The sequence below is a fragment of the Laspinema olomoucense D3b genome, from assembly GCF_025370785.1.
Taxonomy (GTDB): domain Bacteria; phylum Cyanobacteriota; class Cyanobacteriia; order Cyanobacteriales; family Laspinemataceae; genus Laspinema; species Laspinema olomoucense.
Genome location: NZ_JAMXFA010000001.1, coordinates 104637 through 125105 on the forward strand (window position 1 = coordinate 104637; position 20469 = coordinate 125105).

A 20469-nucleotide genomic window follows, 5' to 3' on the forward strand; every position below is an offset into this window, starting at 1 on the left:
GAACTACCTTGGCTAAAATCAAGCCTGTAGTGACTTTCCTAAACACAGATGAGAATTTTGCTGGTGGAAGATGAGGCGGATTTAGGACAGGCAATTAAGCAGGTGTTAGTGAATGAAAAGTATGTGGTAGATTGGGTTCAAGATGGGTTACAGGCTTGGGATTGTCTGGAAAGTCAGTGGACGGATTATACAGTGGCGATCGTGGATTGGTTGCTACCGAAGTTATCTGGGGTCGGGTTATGTCAGCGATTGAGATCGCATCAAAATCCGTTACCTGTGTTGATGTTAACAGCGTTGGGACAGCCGGAAAATCGGGTGGCGGGACTGGATGCTGGGGCGGATGATTATTTGGTGAAACCGTTTGTGATGGAAGAATTATTGGCGCGTTTGCGTGCATTACAGCGGCGATCGCCTCAACTTCAACCCCAAACTCTGACGGTGGGTGGATTTACTTTGGATTATGGGAATAATGCCTTATATTTCGCCTTGACTCAACCGCCTCAACTGATTCCGTTAACGGTGAAAGAATTTCAACTGTTTGCCTATTTGATGCAAAATTGCGATCGCATTATTTCCGGGAGTAAGATTCGCTATCAACTCTGGGATTTGGATGAAGAACCGATTAGCAATGTAGTAGCGGCACAAATGCGATTATTGCGGCGCAAGTTATCGACTTATGGTTGTCCTTGTCCCATTGAAACCATTCCAGGTCAAGGATATCGCTTTAATAGTTCTCTTGCAAAATTCTAAAAAGCCCCCCTTAAAACCGCCAATCGGTTGGGGGGATCAATCCTTTTTTTTGCAAGAGGTATAATACATCTGTGTAAATCTCTTCGACCATGAATAGTCATCAATTATTTCGCCGCAGTCGCATCCGTCTTGCTTTTTGGTATGCCGGGGTAATGGCGGTGATTTTGAGTTTGTCCGGTGTGAGTTTGTATCGATCGCTGATTCAGTCAAATTGGGAAGCAATGGAACGGGAAATGGAGTCAATCGCCGGGACGTTGCATGATAGTTTGGAACCGATGTTACCGCCTTCCGGAGAAGCGACAACGGTTTTAAAGCGGATTTTGCCGGAACTCTGTGTAGCGGGAGAATCTTGTAATATCAGTCCGACATTAATTGAACGTCATACCATCGGAATTAGCGATCGCAATACTTACTATATTCGCCTATTTAATCAGCAAGGAAAACTTCTCGCTTTTTCTCCTAGTCAACCCCTAGGCATTTCCCGAACATTCCATCCTGAACCCTGGCAAACGTTTCAGAGTCTCCAGGGGATTCGCTATCACCAATTTACGATTATTTTACACAATCACCATCCCAGTGAATCTTCCTCTTTCCATCATTCTCATCCTTCTTGGGGATACTTACAAATTGGCCGAACGTTAGAAGCCTTTGACGGAGAAGTGCAGCGAATGCAATGGATTTTAGGGATGGGGTTTTCCATTGCATTAGGGTTGGTGATGATTTCCAGTTGGTGGCTATCAGGATTAGCCATGCAGCCGATTTATCAGTCCTATCAGCAACAGCAACAGTTTACGGCAAATGCTGCCCATGAATTGCGATCGCCTCTAGCCAGTCTGTTAGCAACAGTAGAGGCTATGTTACGATTACCCCCCGCCCATCAGTCGGAAATTCCCATCATGCTGCAAACGGTGGAAAGGCAGGGACGGCGGTTGAGTCATTTAATTTCTGATTTACTCTTGTTAACCAGTTTGGAGCAAAATTCATCCCCAATCCCCTTTAAACCTTGCTGTTTAAATGATATAATCAATGATTTAACAGAGGAATTTTTAGAGTTAGCCATCGGGGGCGAACTGCATCTCATTAGTCATGTTACCGATGCTCAAATTTATGTTTTAGGATATGAATCCCAGTTGTATCGATTGGTATCTAATTTAATTGCTAATGCGATTCACTATACACCGATTGGGGGTCAAGTTGTGCTTGAGTTAACGCGACGCGATCGCCTTGCCGTAATTACCGTGAAAGATACCGGAATTGGCATTGCATTGGAAGAACAAACCCGAATTTTTGAACGGTTCTATCGTGTGGATAGCGATCGCAGCCGTCAAACTGGGGGGACGGGATTGGGTTTAGCCATTGTCCAGGCGATCGCCCAGAAACATCAAGCTAATCTTTCCGTGGAAAGTCAGTTAGGATATGGTAGCATTTTTAGGGTGGAATTAGCAATTTCTTCGGTTATAAATGAAGGGGAAAAAGCCGATATCCTAACTCTATTATAGTTGCAAAATCCCGGAGAGATCCCCCCAACCCCCCTTAAGAAGGGGGGCTTTTTAGAACAACCCTGCACCCCCAAGGGTGAGGCTATACGGACACAGCCAGCGGGCGCGGGCTAAAACAGAAACCCAACTTTTTCCAACCAGATTTAATCTAAAAAAAGCCGATTGGCGTTCTTAAGGGGGGTTGGGGGGATCCTCCGGAATAAAAGCAACAATTCTATTCATCCATCGCGACTTAATGCTGATAAAATTGCCTGCTGACTCACAGTTTGATAAATGCTTGTTAATGACTGCATCACCGCTTGTCCCGTTGCTGCCGGTTTAATGGGAATTGGTCCTAAAACATCTAACACGGTTTCACTACTGGGCGCAGGGGCAATTACCACTAATCCCGATTCTAACTGGTCATCATACTGCCAAAATTTTTCGACTTTTAGAGGAGATTTATGCAGTTTTGATTTATGTTCTTTGACTTTAGATTCCCCTAGTTCGACATTCGTATCCGTACCCCGAATCTGTCGGAGTGAAGCAAGAATTTGGGCTTGAGTGCGTCCCCGTAATTGAAATAATACAAACGGGTCATCACTAAAGCGATCGCCTAACAAGTAATACACTGCTGCAATATGTTTACAGGGATTAGCTTTATCCGGACAGCTACAGCGGGAATTGACTTGTTCTAGGGTAAATGGAAACAATCTCACCCCATTGGCAGCAAACACTTCTTCGATATTTTGTGGCATTTCCCCCGCTAGAAGTTTAGCGGAAAAAATTGCCCGTTCTGCCATCGTTTGAATGACATAGGTCCAATCTTCATCGGTTAATGGATCTAACCAGAGAGAAACTTTGTAGGGTTCTGGGTCCGTTCCTTGGACTTGTGCTAATACCTTTTGTCCTTCAAAATCGATACTTAAAACATTTCCCTCTCTCGCATAAACTCTAGCCCGTTCTAACCGCTTTTTAAAGCGATAGGAATTAAGTAAGTCTAGCCATTGTTGTGTCCACCATTCTTTGTCTTGGGTCATTGGTCCTGGGTCATTTGTCATTTGTCCTTTGTCCTTATTATGAGTCGTCTTCATCGATGACGGCATTGCGATCGAGGATGAGTAAGTTGCGTAAATTATCGCTATCTAAGTCGGCTAACCATTGTTCACCTGCGCCTACGACTTGTTCGGCTAACTCTTTCTTACTCTCAATTAAATCGTGGATTTTCTCCTCTAAAGTGCCGGTACTGATGAATTTATGCACTTGCACATTTTGGGTTTGTCCAATTCTAAATACGCGGTCCGTGGCTTGATTTTCCACGGCGGGATTCCACCAGCGATCGTAGTGGAAGACATGATTGGCGCGGGTTAAGTTTAAACCCACCCCACCGGCTTTGATGGATAGTATCATTATCGGCGGTCCTTGGGGGTCTTGTTGGAAGCGATCGACCATTTCCTCCCGTTGATTTTTGCGGGTTCCTCCATACAAAAATAGAACTTCTCGGCCTAATTTTTCGGACAGATAGGGTTGCAGCAGTTTCCCCCATTCTGCAAATTGAGTAAAGATTAAACCCCGATCGCCTTCTGCCAGCATCTCTTCTAGCATTTCCTCTAAGCGCAGCAATTTGCCCGATCGCAGCGGTTGATTCAGGGTTTTTTCTTTTAAAAACTGCGCCGGATGATTACAAATTTGTTTCAATCTAACCAGCAATGCCAAAATCAACCCATGCCGCTGAATCCCTTCTGCTGCATCAATGTCAGCCAAGGTACTATCCACGATTTCTTGATACAATTTTGCCTGTTCCGCAGACAATCCACAAAATACCGGATTCTCCTGTTTTTCCGGCAAATCCTGAATGATGGTTTTATCACTTTTGAGGCGACGCAGGACAAAAGGACGAACCAGCGATCGCAATGCCTCCAATGAATCCGTATCCCCATATTTCTCAATCGGGGTAGCAAATCGCCGTTGGAAAAATTGTCGCGCACCTAAATAACCCGGATTCAAAAAGTCCATAATTGACCACAGTTCTTGCAGTCGGTTTTCCACCGGCGTTCCCGTTAATGCAATCCGAAACGGTTGGGTTTCTTCATCAATCAAATCTCGGACAGCTTTGGACTGTTTCGCCTGGGGATTCTTAATATTTTGCGCTTCATCTAAAATAATACCTTCCCAAGAAACACTCTGTAGTTCTTTTTGATCCCGATAAACCAGGGGATAACTGGTAATGGCTAAGTTTTTGCCCTGAATGGCTTGTGCAAAGGCTTTCCCCTTGGCCCGTTTATCGCCATGATGAACCATGACTTTAAGCTTGGGTCCAAATTTTTTAATTTCTCGTTCCCAGTTGCCTAAAACTGAGGTGGGACAAACTAACAATACGGGATTATTTAATTCTTTTTGGTCTTGCAAATACAGCAAAAATGCAATAGTTTCAATGGATTTCCCTAATCCCATATCATCGGCTAAACAAGCGCCTAAACCCCATTTTTGTAAGAAAGCCAACCAACTGACACCGCGTAATTGATAGGGCCGCAATTCCCCTTTGAAGTTGGTAGAAACTTCTAAATCTTCTAGCGATCGCTTGTTAGTGATAGTATTCAGCAACTCCTCCAGATGTCCCCCAGCTTCAAATTTAACCACGGGGAGTTTTTCCATGACCTGAGTATCTCCCGTCGCCAAGCGCAAAGCATCTTCTAAGGTCAAAGACATCTGATTTTTGCGAGATTTAAAGAAGTCCGTGGCGGCGCGAATATCTTGGTCCCGCAGTTCCACCCATTCTCCATTAATTTCTACTAAAGGAGAATTCAAGGCAATTAAACGGTCAAATTCTTTCTTGGAAATGGTTTGTCCACCAATGGTTAATTCCCATTTAAAATTCAGGAGATTTTGTAATCCTAATCCGCCTTTGGGAAGAGTTGGACTATCGGCGCGAATGGATAATCCTAAGCGAGTGGCCCATCCATCGCGAGGGGAAAGACTTTCAGGTAAAATGACGCCTAATCCACTATCTTCAAAACGCCAAGTGACAGATTTAATAAAGTGATAGGCTTGCAGAGGTGCGATCGCACAGGATTGGGGACATTGCGTATCTAAACTCGCTTCCAAGGGCGGAAATAGGCGGGAAGCTAATCCTAATCCCCGCAACAAAGTTTCCTGGGGGTGTTCAATGGTGCGACCTTGATATACAAACTGTTCCACTGGATTATTCCAGATGGTTTTGGCATCGACTAAACAGTAAGCATCATCAATGGATTGCAAGAAATATTGCAACGTCCAACGATTATCGCCATATTCCGGGGGGACGAGTTCAAAGGCGGCGCGAAACGGTTGCTGTCCGGCGAGATGAGGGGCAACTGGGGCCGTCCAGGTGGCGATCGCCGATTCAATTTTGGCGATCGCATCGGGTTCCCCAGAAATCATCCCCGGTTCAGAAACTAACCCTTGCAGCCATTCTTTCACCGGAGAGACCAAATTTGGCATGGACTCCTGCCCAGCCGCCTTGCGGATGCGAATATCCAGGGCTTGAGAGAGAAATCCTTGTAACAACTCCTGGGGTTCTGGGGGGAATTGGACTGCTAATTCTTCTGGGTTGCCGAGTTGATAGGTCCGGCAAGCCGTGGGCATTTGCTGGGTGAAGCGGTTGAGGCGTTTGCGATCGGTGTCGCTATCCAGGAGGGGTTGCCAATGGGCGATCGCGCCTCCGGTGAGAGGGCGTTGGATTTGGGGGAGAAACTTACATCGCGCCTGGAGGTCCAGACTCCACCGGGCAATGTGGGACCAGAAGCGCAAGTCAGACCCGATAAAATTATCCGCAGGGTCGAGGGTCCCCAAGGGCAATGCGGATAAAAAGTCAATGGTATCTGCGGCATTCAGGCAGAGTCCCTCAACTTGCCAAGGATACAGCACAATGTCTTCTTCTGAAGGTTGACTCCCGGAATGGAGGGGAATCGGACCCTGAGAGGAACTGAGATCCGTTGGCAGGGCGATCGCCACCTTCTGCCAAGGTTCAATCCCTAGCTTTTTGTCAGTCTTCTTTTGTTTTTTGCCTTTTGTAGCAGTCGGATCCGCCCAGTCGGGTAATTTCCAGGACAAGCGATTTTCTGTGTTTAAGCGGGTGATAAACTCGCTTAATTCACTGGCATTCATGGCTAAAGGATGGACGAGGGCCTTCCCTAAATTTGGCGTTTCATCGGGATTGAATCGCCGCCAAGTTTCTCCCCAAATTAATAAATATTCACCGATTTGTTTGCCTTCGGTTGAATCCCCTGATTGAATCCAACTGCCATGTAAAATTGCCATGCCTGTGAAAAATCCTCTAACTGACGACTTATTATGAAATGGGTCTGTTTAAAACGCTTGGGTTCAATTTTAGATTAAAAAAGAGGGAATTCATAACAGTTGACCCCGCCGGATTGGATGGAACGGATGGTAATTTTCCGGCTGAATTCCAATGCCCTGGAATGCGACTGGCCTCAATTTAACATTTTTCCGGCAACCCAAACCTCGGATTCAGGGCGATCGCACCAGGGGATAGGAATAGGGCAGGGATAAGGGTCACCCAGGAGGAATCCCGAGAACCGCTTAAGGCTCAGGGGCGTCCAAACCGAACGACTCCTGTCCCTGATTCGCTGAAGATTTTGCCGGATTGCGGGGATGATGTCTGGCGTGTAAAGCTGCGATCGTGGGCTAAAATGGATCAAAAGGCTTGAAACATGGGGACGAGTACCCAAAGAAAGCATCCGCGCAGGGGCGGCGGACCCAAAGAAGGAGAGATGCACTCAAGCCAAAACCGCTCCGTAAAGACCGGGCGAGATCATCAGGGATCGTGGCCAAGAGATTGCTGTTGCCTGATCAGTCCGAACCCCTGGTTGCGTCTAAAGCGATCGCACTTTAGAAGTGTTACGATTGCCACAGAAAAGAAAAGAGAGCGAATTAGAAGGAAAAAGGACTGCATGAAAGAAATTGAAAAGTCAATATCCTTTGATGGACGGGATATTCGACTCACTATTGGGTTGTTTGCACCCCAGGCGGGTGGTGCAGTATTAATTCAGTCGGGAGATACGGCTGTATTCGTGACGGCGACCCGTTCCCAGGGCAGAGAGGGCATTGATTTTCTCCCCTTATTGGTTGATTACGAAGAACGCCTCTATGCAGGGGGGAAAATTCCTGGAGGCTTCTTACGACGGGAAGGAAGACCACCGGAAAAGGTAACCTTAACCTGTCGATTAATTGACCGTCCCTTGCGGCCTTTGATTCCCCAGTGGATTCGGGATGATATTCAAATTGTCGCTACAACCTGGTCAATGGACCCCCAAGTGCCCCCGGATGTCTTAGCAGTGACGGGTGCTTCGGTGGCGGTGCAGTTAGCCGGAATTCCCTTCTATGGTCCCATGGCAGCCGTGCGCGTCGGTTTGGTGGGTGATGATTTTATCATTAATCCCACCTATAAAGAAATCACCTCGGGAGATTTGGATCTGGTCGTCGCCGGGAGCCCCGATGGGGTAATCATGGTAGAAGCCGGTGCGAATCAGCTTCCCGAACAGGATATCATCGAAGCCATTGATTTCGGCTATGAAGCAACCTGCGATTTGATTCAAGCGCAGCGGGAAATCATGGAAGAGTTAGGAATTGAGCCAGTCATTGAGCCACCGCAAGAGGTGGATCAGACCCTGGAAACGTTCATTCAGGAACGGACAACCGATGATATTAAAGGGATTTTGTCTCAGTATTTAGACAAAACCCTCCGCGATACGCGCTTAGATGAGATTAAAGAAACCATCCAAGAGCAAATAGCTCAAATGCCCGAGGAAGAACCCGTGAGGGTTGCGGCAACGGCTGACAGCAAAGCGTTGGGGAAAGTCTTTAAAGAAGTCACCAAGAAACTGATGCGGCGGCAGATTGTCGAAGATGGCGTGCGCGTCGATGGTCGTAAACTGGACGAAGTACGGCCTGTTTCCTGCCGCGTGGGACTGTTGCCCAGACGGGTTCATGGTAGCGCTTTATTTAACCGGGGATTAACTCAGGTGTTATCGTTGGTGACCTTGGGAACTCCGGGAGATGCCCAAGATTTAGCCGATGACCTGCATCCGGAAGATGAAAAGCGGTATCTACACCATTACAACTTCCCGCCGTTTTCCGTGGGAGAAACCCGACCGATGCGATCGCCTGGACGTCGGGAAATCGGTCACGGCGCTTTAGCAGAACGCGCCTTACTGCCGGTGTTACCGGATTATGACAAATTCCCTTATGTGATTCGCGTCGTCTCTGAGGTGCTCTCGTCCAACGGTTCCACCTCAATGGGTTCGGTGTGCGGTTCGACCCTGGGTCTAATGGATGCCGGTGTTCCTATCAAGAAACCCGTTTCCGGTGCCGCAATGGGTCTGATCAAAGAAGGGGATGAAGTTCGGATTTTGACCGATATCCAAGGAATTGAAGATTTCCTCGGGGATATGGACTTCAAAGTAGCAGGAACCGACACGGGAATCACTGCCTTGCAGATGGATATGAAAATCTCCGGGTTGTCTATGGAGACGATCGCCCAGGCGATTCAGCAAGCGAAACCGGCGCGACTGCATATCCTGGAAAAAATGCTGGGGACAATTGATACAGCGCGCGCAGAACTCTCACCCTATGCGCCACGCCTGTTGACGATCAAGATTGACCCCGAATTCATTGGCATGGTGATTGGACCGGGCGGTAAGATGATTAAGAGCATTACCGAGGAAACTGGTGCCAAGATTGATATCCAGGATGATGGAACCGTCACCGTTTCGGCGATCGAAAGTGAAAAGGCACAGCGTGCAGTAACGATTATTCAAAACATGACTCGCAAGTTATCGGCGGGGGATGTTTATCTGGGGACCGTCACGCGGATTATTCCGATTGGTGCGTTTGTGGAATTCCTCCCTGGTAAGGAAGGAATGGTACACATTTCTCAGATTGCCGATTATCGAGTCGGCAAGGTTGAGGATGAACTCGCCGTGGGTGATCAAGTCGTGATTAAAGTGCGCGATATTGATAACAAAGGCCGAATCAATCTCACTCGTCTGAACATTCATCCTGATGAGGCACAAGCGGCCCGGGAAGCAGCGGGACTGGTGTAGAAAAGTCTAGCTTTATCCCTCCAATTTGACCTGGAGGGGTTGCTTATGGCCTGCCTACAAGGATTAATGATCCGTGATAAGTGAGAATGGGTGATAGAAAGCTTCTGAAATCAGAAGCTTTTTGCATTTCAAGTAGGCGATCGCCCCTGTGAGGGTAAGACAGAAACCCCACCCAGGATTCCCCCGGGTGGTGGGGTTTATGCTAAGAAAGCAAATCAAAGCACAACGGTGAGGGTGGACCTAATCTAACATGACTCGTCGAACCAATCTTCCCGACCTAACAAATCACAGATGCGATCGCGCAGCAAAAAGTCATTTTGTTCTAACTCTCGCTCGATGTTTCCCCATTCACGAGCGGGAATGTACTTGCAAAGGGTATAAATCGGCTGCTGACGGCTGAGAATGCCTTTTTTGACGAGTTGACGAGCTTCTTGTTTGATAAAGCCTATGCTATATGAGATCGTCGCTTGAACCATATTGAAAATCGCTATCCCCTTCAGGGCGGTAGGAGAGTCACTTAATTTTATATTTAAAATGGCAGTTTCGGCTACAATTGACGCCGATATCGTTCCCGAACCATAACAATTTCTATAGCCTTTTATCAATTTGAATCAGCACTTAAGCTCCCTAGCTTCCTGAGAAAGTAAGGTTTAGGTTGGGTCATGCTCGTTCTCTTTTCAAGACAGAAGAACGACTGAAGTCGTTACTACAAATGGAGGCTAACCGGGGAGGACAACTTCCTGAGTTTTTTAAATTCACCGGAATGACTTTAGCAGTTCGGCGGGTTTTTGTAGTAAGCACTTCACTGCTGTCTTCATTAAAATTAATATGAATCATTAAGGATGAGCAACAGAAAACTCCCGACCCAGAGTCGCGAGTCACCCCCGAGGCCCTAAACAGCCTACGGCCCCACCGAGAGGTTTGGCGACTTTTTCGCCAGATTGGCGTGAAACGATCCCAATTCGCTTTACACTCATATTCAGTATTTTGTCGAATTCTGTATCTGACTGAGCTAACCGTGCGAAAAATCATTCTGGCCGGTAATTGGAAAATGTACAAAACCCAGGCAGAAGCCCTGGAGTTTTTAGAGGGGTTCAAACCCAACGCAGAGGACGCCCCGGAGAATCGGGAAGTGGTTCTGTGCGTGCCATTCACTGCTTTAAGCGATCTGTCCAAGAATTTGCACGGGAGTCGCATTCGCCTAGGTGCTCAGAATATTCACTGGGAAGAAGCGGGTGCCTATACGGGAGAAATTTCTGGCCCGATGCTGACGGAAATCGGCGTGCGGTATGTCATTATCGGGCATAGCGAGCGTCGGCAATATTTTGGGGAAACCGATGAAACGGTGAACCTGCGCCTAAAAGCAGCCCAGAAATATGGACTGATTCCCATCCTCTGTGTAGGTGAAACGAAGGAACAACGCGCCGCTAACGAGACGGAATCTCACATTTTAGGTCAACTGGAAAAAGACCTGGTAGATATCGACCAAACCCAGTTGGTGATTGCCTACGAACCAATTTGGGCGATCGGGACTGGGGAAACCTGTGAACCTGACGAGGCAAACCGAGTGATCGGGTTGATTCGCTCAAAATTGGACAATAAAGAGGTCACGATTCAGTATGGTGGATCGGTCAAACCGGATAATATCGATGAATTGATGGCACAGCCGGAAATTGATGGAGTATTGGTCGGTGGAGCCAGTCTCACCCCGGATAGCTGGGGCAAAATTGTCAACTATCGCGCTTAGGTTGAAGGGATAACGGTTCATTTCCGAACCGGAATCCATTCTCCGAATCATGCAGGAGGGGCGCTCTGCGGTGCGCCCTGGACTGTCTAGGGAAGAAACCCGCAAGAAACCCGCACCCTGGAAGCGGGCTAAAACCATCCAGAAACCCGCACCCTGGAAGGGTGGGGCTATATGAACAAAGCCCGAGAAGCGCGGGCTAAAGAGAAAATTTTAAAAACTAAATGGGGTATGAATCGTTATCCCCCGTTCACAGCAAATCATGCCCAATTCGGTTATTAAAAGTCGATTTTCTGTATTAGCCTGCGTAGGCAGGCTTTGTCCGTAGAGCCCCACCCTTGAGGGTGCGGGTTTTGATAAACCTTTCAAAACCGAATTCCGTATCACTCGTTAACCCCTATCTCTCAAAAGTCATTAATCCTGGATGAATCATCAACCCTTGCCGCTGAGGATTCGCGATCGCCCGTTTGTGTGGGGTCAGCGGACCTATTTGATGGCGGTCCTCAACGTTACCCCGGATAGTTTTAGTGATGGGGGCGAATTTAACACCCTGGAGACTGCGGTTACTCATGCCAAGGCGTTAATTAACGCCGGTGCCGATATTTTGGACATTGGGGGCCAGTCCACGCGACCGGGGGCCTTGGAAGTCTCCTTAACAGAGGAACTGAATCGTGTGGTTCCGGTGGTGCGATCGCTTCGAGAAGACCCCGGTTTCGCCACCTGTCCCATTTCTATCGATACCTCGCGATCGGCTGTAGCAAAAGCTGCCATAGAAGCGGGTGCAGATATTGTCAACGATGTGACTGGGGGAACCGGGGACCCAGAAATGTTCTCGGTAGTGGCAGCATTAGGCGTCCCCTTCGTCCTCATGCATAGTCGAGGCACTCCGGAAACCATGCAAAAACTCACCCATTATCAGGATTTAATCGGGGACATCACAGAATTTTTCACCGTTCAAATTCAGAAGGCAACTGCTGCCGGAATTCAACCCTCTCAAATTATTCTCGATCCGGGGATTGGGTTTGCTAAAACCTGGGAGCAGAACCTGGACCTGATTAGAAACTTATCCCAGTTTCAAACATTAGGCTATCCCCTGTTAGTCGGCCCTTCTCGTAAAAGTTTTATCGGACATCTGGTCAACCAACCCGACCCCAAACAGCGAGTCTGGGGAACCGCTGCCGCTTGTTGTGCGGCGATCGCCACTGGCAGTACCGATATCCTCCGCATCCATGATGTTGCTGAAATGCACGACGTTTGTCGGGTGGCTGATGCCATTTATCGACCCAAAACCTAAGTAGGATTCGAGCCATTTCCCGGCGGACTGGGGGGAGGATTTCCTCCTGGGGGGGTAGGATTATTCGGATTAGTCAGGTGTTGGCCAATTTCCGGCGTATAAATCAGCTCTGATAGGGTATCATTTAACGCCTTGGGATCCATAAAAATTACCTTAGAATTAGGACTTTTACTCAGTTCTTGATTCGCATCCACATAGCGTTTAGCCAGCAAATATCTCATCACTTCTGTGGTTGTCATCTGAGGTTGTAGCAAGTCTAAAATCAGTTGCACAGACTCGGCAGTTGCTTCAGCATCAACAATAGTTGCCCGTTTGCGAATTTCCGAAGCGCGTTGCATTTCCATTGATTCTAAAACCGTTTTCGGCGGGTCAAGGTCTTGAACTTCCACGCGCAAAACTTTAATTCCCCAACTAAATGTTGCTTCATCTAAACTTTTTAGCACCCGCTTATTAATCTCCTCCGTGGAATAAAAAGTTTCCTCCAATTCCATGTGACCAATGGTCGAACGCAGGGTGGTTAAAACCAGGTTTTTAATCGCTAAATTGATGTTATTGATCTCATAATAGGCTTTTTGCAAATCCATGATTTTCCAATAGACTACCGCATCTAATTTAATAGCGACGTTATCTTTGGTAATGGCATTTTGAGGCGGGACATCTAAAACTTGTTCCCGAGTAGTATCTACTACCACGATACTTTCGACATAAGGAAATACCAAATTAGGACCGGGACTCAGTTTGCGATTAAATCGGCCTAACCGTTCAACTAAGGCTTCGTTTCCTTCATTAATAACTTTAACGGCGCTCACGGTATAACCGAGAATGCCAAAAATTAAGGGAACTACAAAAGCAAAAAATGTATTCATAATGCAGGATATCAGCCCAAAATAATCTCAAAAAATGCTGAAATTTTAGGCCCAACTTAGAGAAATAGGGCGAGAGTTTAATTCCTGAAGCAATCCCGATGTTTTTGGTTCAGGAATAGGGGGAAAAAATCTCTAAGACAGGTATTGTCTCTAGTTTAATCGGTTTGTGAAGGTTAAGCATCCGTACAAGGGCGATCGCATCTTAAACACAGGATGCGATCGCCCTTGTCAATGCCTCAATCCAACCGCCCGAGGGCCGCTTCACTGGTTGCCAACCACCGCGCCAAGCGCGTGGGGAGGGTTTCATTCAGGCGCAAAGCTGTTTCTTCAGTTCCCAGGGATTGGGCGTAGGCAGCGCTTAAAAATGGGGCGTAGGTACTCGCTTCCGGTGTCTGCTGTTTGACAAATGCCAAGGTGACCCCGCGCAATAATTGCCGCAGGTTTTCCGTCTGTTCCCGAGTGGGGTCATCGGGTAAGACGGTTTGACGTTCTAACAGACTGGGATAGTCGGGGTCAGTGACGCTGAAATGTGTCCCCCCGATCGCCGTGAGGAGATATTTCGGATCTTCCAGTTGAGTAAAGGGCCGCAATTGATGGGTGACTGCCGGGGCCCAAGCATCATCACTGGCGGCGACTAACAGGATAGGAATTTCAATTTCACTCAGTCCTTTTTCCCCAAATAAACTGCCAATATTCGGATTTAGGGCGACTGCCTGCTTAATCCGCCGATCGCGCAAGGTAATCTGATTTCCCGATAATTCTGTGGCAGAACATTGCAATAAATCCGCAGGCGATCGGCCTAATTTACGGCCCTCACTACAAAAGTCTCGTAATTCGTCTAAATTTAACTCGCCCCCCGCTACAGCTAATGCGGCATAACCGCCTAAAGAATGACCAATGACTACTGTTTCTGCTGTGTTCAATTTCCCGGCAAGAGAACCGGGTTGGCGGTTCATTTCGGTGAGTTCATCCAGGACGAAACTAATATCTTTGGGAAGTTCTAAAAAGACGGAAGCGGGGATGAGATTGGTGGGGTCTAAGGTGACGGGGAGATTTTCAACGGATGCCTCATTAATATCAGGATGTTCAATAGCAACGACGGTGATGCCGTGGGAGGCAAGATGTTGAGATAAATAGTTCAATAAGAAGCGATCGGACCCTAATCCCTGGGAGAGAACCGCTAGAGGTCCTTGGGGATTGGTGCCGGAATACAGTTCAGCAATAATATCTCGATTGCGCTGGCGATCGCGAAAGGTGAGGGTTTGCTGAGAAACCTGTTGGGAACCGGGTAAGGCGGGGTCGAAACTGGCGAAAAAGGGTTCGGTTTCTACTTCGAGGTCACTTTCTAAGCGAGATCTCAAAATCTGCCCTTCTAAATAGGGTAGATTCAAACGTGATGCAACGCCGATCGCCGAAGTTGCATCAAAAACAATATTATCCCCGGGCAAGGCTTTTAAAATGCCTAATAAACTCAGCCCATTACCTTCGGTGGCAACGAGTTTAATAGCATCTTTAATTTGCTCAATGGTGCTATCAGGAACGAGTAAGAAAATAGCACGAATAAAGCGGTTTCCTTGGGGGGATTTGATGAGACGATCCAGGGCGCGATCGCCAATATCGGGGTCAATTTCCACCCGTTGCGCCAACACCTCTTGCAATCCGTCCGGTAAAAAGGGACCTAGGGGGGCAAGATTGCCGGGAAGTTCGCCAGTTCTAGCATACTCTTCTAAATCAGAAATGGCGATCGAGCCTTGCCAGGGACCGAGACGAAAGGTCAAACTTTCAGCGGCAAGAGTGGCGACATTTGCACCAGAGGCGACTGCCACCATAGCAGCAATCAGGGGTGCGATCGCCCGATGATGCCAGCGCCTAAACCGGCGATTAAAGCCAAAAATTCCCGAGAATTTTCCTGATGAATCCCAACCGATTATTTGAGTGCGTTTCACAACTTTTATCCTCTCCATTACGCGCGATCGACAATGAGATTGAACCCCCCCAATCCACAGGTGTTCCCGACTCCATAACCCCAGTCTAACGTACAACACCCGATTCCCAAAAGGGTCACCCAGTTGTAGCAGGCAATTCCTAACTTTTCAATAGACTTATTGTAAAACCCTAAAAAGCCCCCCTTCTTAAGGGGGGTTGGGGGGATCACTCCGTTATTTGGCACAAGCTAAAATCCAGATTAAACAAACAAATAAAAACTGTTATTTATTGTTGCTTTTAAGAACCAATCGCGGTAAAATAAGAACAAATCAAAACAACTAATACGAGATATCCCCAACTCACCTTCATCTCAGCGCCCATGAGAACTGACACAATTTTTTATACCATATTCCAAAAATATCCGACTATCTTCTTTGAATTACTCCACCGTCCGATTCAAGAAGCCAGTGCCTATCAGTTCACCTCCATCGAAGTCAAACAATTGGCTTTTCGGATTGATGGGATATTCATACCCACCGACGAGGAACCCAACCGACCCTTTTACCTCACCGAAGTACAATTCCAACCCGATGATGAGCTTTACTATCGGATTTTTGCCGAACTCTTTATCTACCTACGCCAATACAAACCGGCAAATCCCTGGCAAGTCGTCATCATTTACCCCTATCGTCATATCGAACCCAAAGACCAGTTACAATTTCAGGAACTGCTCAACTGCGATCGGGTCACCCGCATCTACTTGGATGAACTGGAACCGGAAGGGGAAAGCACATTAGGTCTGGGAGTTGTTAAACTAATCATAGAACCGGAAACGGCTGCGGTAGAAACAGCCAAACGCCTAATCGCCCAAGCCACCACTGAACTCCCCAATCCCAACCACCAACGGGACCTCATCGAACTCATTGAAACCATCATTATTTACAAGTTAACCACAAAAACTCGAAAGGAGATAGCCGCCATGTTAGAACTAGGAAGTTGGAAAGACAATCGCTTCTATCAAGAAACCCTTGCCGAAGGTGAAATGCGGGCCAAAATTAAGGCTGTTAAACCTTTAATGCGTCAGGGATTAAGTTTAGAAGCTATTGCTGAATCGTTGGAGTTGCCACTATATTTAGTTCGGGAAGCTGCCGAAGATAGCAATAGTCAGGAAGATTAACCCCACTCAATGCCGATAAAAATCCGTAGGTTGACATAAACCAATCGACCCCCTCTAATCCAGGTGAATCGAGGGGGTTTTATCCCAAATTTTAGGTTAAGAGGAGATAGCCACCATGTTTGAACTAGGAAGTTGGAAAGACAATCGCTCCTATCAAGAATGTTTTGCCGAAGGCTGGATTGAAGGTTGGTTTGACGGGTGGAAGCAAGGCCAGATTGTGTTGATCAAACACTTGATTTGGAAAGGGGTCAGTTTAGAAGAAATTGCCCAGACGGTGGAATTGCCGTTAGAGTTAGTTGAGAAAGTAGCCCTGTTGACGAAGGGGAAGGAAGATTAAATCTATTGTTTCATCACCGGCTAATGTTTGAATTTAAGCCAGTGATGGGGTGACTAAATCCGAATTTTTTTCAACTCTAGATATCTGCCACATCCCACAACCGGACTACCCCCTCATGACTTGCAGAGACGAGATATTTGCGATCGGGACTGAAGGCAACGCAAGAAACCGACCTTGTATGTCCCTGAAATGTACGCAGTTGTCTGGCCGTTATTGAATCCCACAGCCTCACCGTATTATCCTGACTCCCAGAAGCGAGGAATTTACCATTGGGACTGAAGGCCACGCTTTCCACTGGGGCGGTATGTCCAGAGAGTTGGCGCAGTTCCCTTCCTGTAGCAACATCCCACAGCCTCACAATATTATCAAAACACCCCGCAGAAGCGAGGAATTTGCCATTTGGGCTGAAGGCGACGCTTTTCATTGGGCCAGTAGGTCTCCAGAATTGGCGCAGTTCCCTTCCCGTAACCACATCCCACAGCCTCACCGTATTATCCTCACTCCCAGAAGCGAGGAACTTGCCATCGGGACTGAAGGCTACGCTAAACACTACGGGGCTCGTATGTCCACAGAGTTGGCGCAGTTCCCTTCCCGTAACCACATCCCACAGCCTTACCGTATAATCCCCACTCCCAGAAGCGAGTAATTTGCCATTGGGACTGAAGGCGACGCTAAAAACCCAGTGAGTATGACCAGAGAGTTGGCGCAGTTCCCTTCCCTTAGCCATATCCCACAGCCGCACAGTTTTATCGTCACTCCCAGAAGCGAGATATTTGCCATCGGGACTGAAGGCGACACTTTCTACCCACAAACTATGACCAGAGAGTTGGCGCAGTTCCTGTCCCTTAGCTACATCCCACAGCCGCACGATCTGATCCCAATTGCCAGCAACAGCGAGGTATTTGCCATCGGGACTGAAGGCGACACTGTTCACAGATTCGGTATGACCAGAGAGTTGGCCCAGATCCCTTCCCGTAGCCGTATCCCACAACCGCACCGTATTATCTAAACTCCCAGAAGCGAGGACTTTGCCATCGGGACTGAAGGCCAAGTTAACCACGGATTTGTAGGTATGACCAGAGAGTTGACGCAGTTCCCTTCCGGTAGCGGCATCCCACAGCACCACAGTATTATCTAAACTCCCAGAAGCGAGGTATTTGCCATCGGGACTGAAGGCTACGCTCTTGACGGTCCTCATATGTGCACTAAGTTCACACAATTCCTTTCCTGTAAACGTATTCCACAACCACAAGGTATGAGGCCCACTCCCAGAAGCGAGGACTTCGCCATCGGGACTGAAGGCCACACTGTTCACGATACAGGTATGTTCACAGAGTTGGTAGAGTTCCCTTCCCGTAACCACATCCCACAGCCGCATGGTCTCATCCTCACTCCCAGAAGCAAGGACTTTGCCATCGGGACTGAAGGCCAAACTAACCACGGATTTTGTATGTCCACAGAGTTGGTGCAGTTCCATTCCTGTAACGGTATCCCACAGCCGCAGGGTCTTATCCTTACTTCCAGACGCGAGTAATTTGCCATCGGGACTGAAGACTACGCTATTCACCCCGTCGGTATGTCCCTGAATTTGACGCAGGAATTGCCCCGTCATTAAATCGCAGAAGTAAATAGTTTGTCCCCTCGCTAAAGCTAACAGTTTTCCGTCCAGACTTACGGCTCCAGAATTAGCAGGGCAGTCGATTTCCCAGAGTGCTTCACCACTGCTTAGGTTAAACAATGCCGCGCCACCTGTGGCACAGACAATCGCTAATTCCTGATTCAGCAGGAACACATTTCGGATGGCTCCACGTCCAAAGCGTCGTACCATTCCCTGAGCTTGTAGTTCGGGCAAGATAAAATAGCCGCGCAGATCTATTACGCTTTTGCCGGGACCGGACGCAGTTGTTGGCCGGGGCTTTAAAACCGGGGGTGAAACCTGGGGTTTGGGTCGAGGGAGTGTTGCCGATCGCATATTCCCAGAGCTATTTACCTCAGATGCTGCCGTGTTCCACCACTCACTGATATTGTTAGGGCGCTGATTTTTCTGTAGCGGTAAGGCGGAGGCGACTAAACCCTGCCAGGGTTCCTCTAATTGGGGTTCCCAGGGTTCTCCGATGAGGCGACTCAGGGCTGGAGGTGGTAGGGTCCCGGTGAGCATTTGATGTAAGAGCATCCCCAGTTCAAAAATATCGCTTTCTGGCCCGATCGCCTGGTTGCCAATCAGTTCCGGTGGGGCGTAATCTGGTGTAAATGCTCGGGTACTCCGGGTGGGACCAATGGTGGCGCTTTCTTGTTTGGCTGCCCCAAAATCGATTAAGACGATTCGCCCTTCCGGTGTCAGGAGAATATTGTCGGGTTTGAGGTCGAGATGATAGACTCCGGCTTGATGAGTTGCCGCTAAAGCACTGACTAAAGATGTGATGATTTCCCTAACTCGTTGCGGGTCTAATTTTTTCCCAGGCTGCTCGTCTAACTCTTGTCCTAATGTTTTCCCGGAGAGCAGTTCCATCACCAGATAGGCGGTGTTTCTTTCTTCAAATAAGTCTTGCACTCGCACTAAACTGGGATGATTCAGTTTGGCTAAAATCCGCCCTTCTCGCAAAAATCGGGTTAACCAACGCTGATACATTTCCGTCTTGTTTTGGGGAACGGTTAATCCCCCATTATTGCTGTGGCGATGGGCGAGTTCTTGGGGATAGTATTCTTTGATGGCGACAGGTTGTTCCAGGCCAATATGATGCGCTCGATAGGTAATCCCAAATCCCCCTCGTCCTAAAGCATATTCGATTTCGTAGGTGTCGGCTTTTAAGCGAGTTTGTTCCGGCAGGAGGTTTTGCTGGAGTGCGGGTAAATGAGCGCCGCATTTGGGGCAGTATTGATTCGTTGACGAGATGCCTTCTGCATGACAGTTTAAACAACGCATGAGCCTATATGTCTACACCTACTCCGATTGTAATAATTTATCATGAACGGGTGAGGAATTTAATAAATTTTTGTAACAGTTTGGAAGGAGGGTGCAATCCATCTGTTTTTAATGGAATGTCTACAGTTATTCGCGTCCATTCTTGGGAGTGCGTCAGCGTTTTACGCACTCCTGATAGCCTTTGACTGTTAAACGATGTTAACTTTCCTCGATGACAGCGGAGATTTCTGTTGCCATATTGATTAAAAATGCGGCAGAATCTGGCTTGCCATTTTCAGTCAACATTTGAGCAATTTGGGCGAGGACTTGGACGAAACCTCGGTCTACTAAATCGGAGTTGTTATCTAAAAGAAGTGCCACATCTTCCCCTCGATCGCAAGCTAAAATACCTTCAATGAGTTTAATATAGGCCCCGGTCCGATCGCTGCGATCGGGGTTCATCATTTCCGTCGATTGTCCAAAGGCGAGTTGTAATTGTTGGGCTAAATCCCCTAAAAAACTAGCGGCTTCTGTTTCCCCTTCGGTTTCGGCTTTGGCGGCTGCTTGTTCCAAAATGTAGATAAATTCAACATCGACTAAATCTTCATTCTGTCGAAGTATATTTATTTCTTCTCCTTCGGGACAATCTAATAATTTTTGAATGAGTTGGATATAAGCCCTGATCCGGTTATCAGTCATCGGGTTTTTTTAGGATTTTACTGTTTTTATGATACGTCAAACTTTACCGCAATTTCGGAGGGATATTGCTTAGAGGTTAACGAGGCGATCGCAGGGTTGGGGTTGAATGGGGGGAACGATTGAAGTCGTTACTACGAACGAATAAAGAGAACGAGTGAAGTCATTTCCCATAAGACTTTCAGTCGGTTTTAAC

The 20469-nt window shown here is 47.6% G+C and carries 15 protein-coding genes; 8 read left to right on the forward strand and 7 right to left on the reverse strand.

Going from position 1 to position 20469, the window contains the following annotated elements:
• Positions 1-48 precede the first annotated feature (48 nt).
• Positions 49-750: a two-component system response regulator RppA gene (gene rppA, locus NG792_RS00435; RefSeq protein ID WP_261234073.1), complete on the forward strand. Its 702-nt coding sequence runs from the start codon at positions 49-51 to the stop codon at positions 748-750.
• An 89-nt stretch (positions 751-839) separates the two neighbouring features.
• Positions 840-2249 (forward strand): two-component system sensor histidine kinase RppB, encoded by a 1410-nt coding sequence (gene rppB, locus NG792_RS00440; RefSeq protein ID WP_261234075.1) that lies wholly within the window; start codon positions 840-842, stop codon positions 2247-2249.
• Between the two features lie 218 nt (positions 2250-2467).
• Here rppB and NG792_RS00445 read toward each other — a convergent pair whose 3' ends face one another.
• Positions 2468-3268 carry an SWIM zinc finger family protein gene (locus NG792_RS00445; RefSeq protein ID WP_261234076.1) on the reverse strand — a complete coding sequence of 267 codons (801 nt, stop codon included), beginning with the start codon at positions 3266-3268 and terminating at the stop codon, positions 2468-2470.
• Between the two features lie 37 nt (positions 3269-3305).
• Positions 3306-6527 (reverse strand): sll1366 family intein-prone helicase, encoded by a 3222-nt coding sequence (locus NG792_RS00450; protein ID WP_261234081.1) that lies wholly within the window; start codon positions 6525-6527, stop codon positions 3306-3308.
• Between the two features lie 99 nt (positions 6528-6626).
• Here NG792_RS00450 and NG792_RS00455 point away from each other — a divergent pair, with 99 nt between their 5' ends.
• A complete protein-coding gene (locus tag NG792_RS00455) occupies positions 6627-6779 on the forward strand; it encodes a hypothetical protein (protein WP_261234082.1) in 153 nt (50 codons plus the stop codon).
• 401 nt (positions 6780-7180) lie between these two features.
• Complete coding sequence (locus NG792_RS00460; RefSeq protein ID WP_261199868.1) at positions 7181-9331, forward strand: polyribonucleotide nucleotidyltransferase; 2151 nt, start codon at positions 7181-7183, stop codon at positions 9329-9331.
• A 245-nt stretch (positions 9332-9576) separates the two neighbouring features.
• Here the strand turns inward: NG792_RS00460 and NG792_RS00465 are convergent, their stop codons facing one another.
• Positions 9577-9807, reverse strand: a complete 231-nt coding sequence (locus NG792_RS00465) for a DUF4327 family protein (RefSeq protein ID WP_261199869.1) — start codon at positions 9805-9807, stop codon at positions 9577-9579.
• 542 nt (positions 9808-10349) lie between these two features.
• Here NG792_RS00465 and tpiA point away from each other — a divergent pair.
• Together tpiA and folP are read left to right on the forward strand one after the other, a co-directional pair.
• Positions 10350-11078: a triose-phosphate isomerase gene (gene tpiA, locus NG792_RS00470; protein WP_261234083.1), complete on the forward strand. Its 729-nt coding sequence runs from the start codon at positions 10350-10352 to the stop codon at positions 11076-11078.
• A 421-nt stretch (positions 11079-11499) separates the two neighbouring features.
• On the forward strand, positions 11500-12369 hold the full coding sequence (gene folP, locus NG792_RS00475; RefSeq protein WP_261199872.1) for a dihydropteroate synthase: 870 nt from the start codon (positions 11500-11502) through the stop codon (positions 12367-12369).
• Here folP and NG792_RS00480 read toward each other — a convergent pair.
• Complete coding sequence (locus NG792_RS00480) at positions 12366-13235, reverse strand: SPFH domain-containing protein (protein WP_261199873.1); 870 nt, start codon at positions 13233-13235, stop codon at positions 12366-12368. The genes folP and NG792_RS00480 overlap by 4 nt on opposite strands.
• A gap of 236 nt (positions 13236-13471) precedes the next feature.
• A complete protein-coding gene (locus NG792_RS00485) occupies positions 13472-15181 on the reverse strand; it encodes an alpha/beta hydrolase (RefSeq protein ID WP_261234084.1) in 1710 nt (569 codons plus the stop codon).
• 359 nt (positions 15182-15540) lie between these two features.
• Here NG792_RS00485 and NG792_RS00490 point away from each other — a divergent pair, with 359 nt between their 5' ends.
• Together NG792_RS00490 and NG792_RS00495 are read left to right on the forward strand one after the other, a co-directional pair.
• A complete protein-coding gene (locus NG792_RS00490; RefSeq protein ID WP_261234085.1) occupies positions 15541-16338 on the forward strand; it encodes an Rpn family recombination-promoting nuclease/putative transposase in 798 nt (265 codons plus the stop codon).
• Between the two features lie 115 nt (positions 16339-16453).
• Positions 16454-16675 (forward strand): hypothetical protein, encoded by a 222-nt coding sequence (locus NG792_RS00495; protein WP_261199876.1) that lies wholly within the window; start codon positions 16454-16456, stop codon positions 16673-16675.
• A 76-nt stretch (positions 16676-16751) separates the two neighbouring features.
• Here NG792_RS00495 and NG792_RS00500 read toward each other — a convergent pair whose 3' ends face one another.
• Positions 16752-19598: a serine/threonine-protein kinase gene (locus tag NG792_RS00500; RefSeq protein WP_261234086.1), complete on the reverse strand. Its 2847-nt coding sequence runs from the start codon at positions 19596-19598 to the stop codon at positions 16752-16754.
• A 198-nt stretch (positions 19599-19796) separates the two neighbouring features.
• On the reverse strand, positions 19797-20276 hold the full coding sequence (locus tag NG792_RS00505) for a hypothetical protein (protein WP_261234087.1): 480 nt from the start codon (positions 20274-20276) through the stop codon (positions 19797-19799).
• Positions 20277-20469 lie beyond the last annotated feature (193 nt).

Coding starts and splice junctions, on each gene's coding strand:
- rppA (WP_261234073.1), top strand. CDS start 49: ATGAGAATTTTGCTGGTGGAAGATGAGGCGGATTTAGGACAGGCAATT.
- rppB (WP_261234075.1), top strand. CDS start 840: ATGAATAGTCATCAATTATTTCGCCGCAGTCGCATCCGTCTTGCTTTT.
- NG792_RS00445 (WP_261234076.1), bottom strand. CDS start 3,268: ATGACCCAAGACAAAGAATGGTGGACACAACAATGGCTAGACTTACTT.
- NG792_RS00450 (WP_261234081.1), bottom strand. CDS start 6,527: ATGGCAATTTTACATGGCAGTTGGATTCAATCAGGGGATTCAACCGAA.
- NG792_RS00460 (WP_261199868.1), top strand. CDS start 7,181: ATGAAAGAAATTGAAAAGTCAATATCCTTTGATGGACGGGATATTCGA.
- NG792_RS00465 (WP_261199869.1), bottom strand. CDS start 9,807: ATGGTTCAAGCGACGATCTCATATAGCATAGGCTTTATCAAACAAGAA.
- folP (WP_261199872.1), top strand. CDS start 11,500: ATGAATCATCAACCCTTGCCGCTGAGGATTCGCGATCGCCCGTTTGTG.
- NG792_RS00480 (WP_261199873.1), bottom strand. CDS start 13,235: ATGAATACATTTTTTGCTTTTGTAGTTCCCTTAATTTTTGGCATTCTC.
- NG792_RS00490 (WP_261234085.1), top strand. CDS start 15,541: ATGAGAACTGACACAATTTTTTATACCATATTCCAAAAATATCCGACT.
- NG792_RS00495 (WP_261199876.1), top strand. CDS start 16,454: ATGTTTGAACTAGGAAGTTGGAAAGACAATCGCTCCTATCAAGAATGT.
- NG792_RS00500 (WP_261234086.1), bottom strand. CDS start 19,598: ATGCGTTGTTTAAACTGTCATGCAGAAGGCATCTCGTCAACGAATCAA.
- NG792_RS00505 (WP_261234087.1), bottom strand. CDS start 20,276: ATGACTGATAACCGGATCAGGGCTTATATCCAACTCATTCAAAAATTA.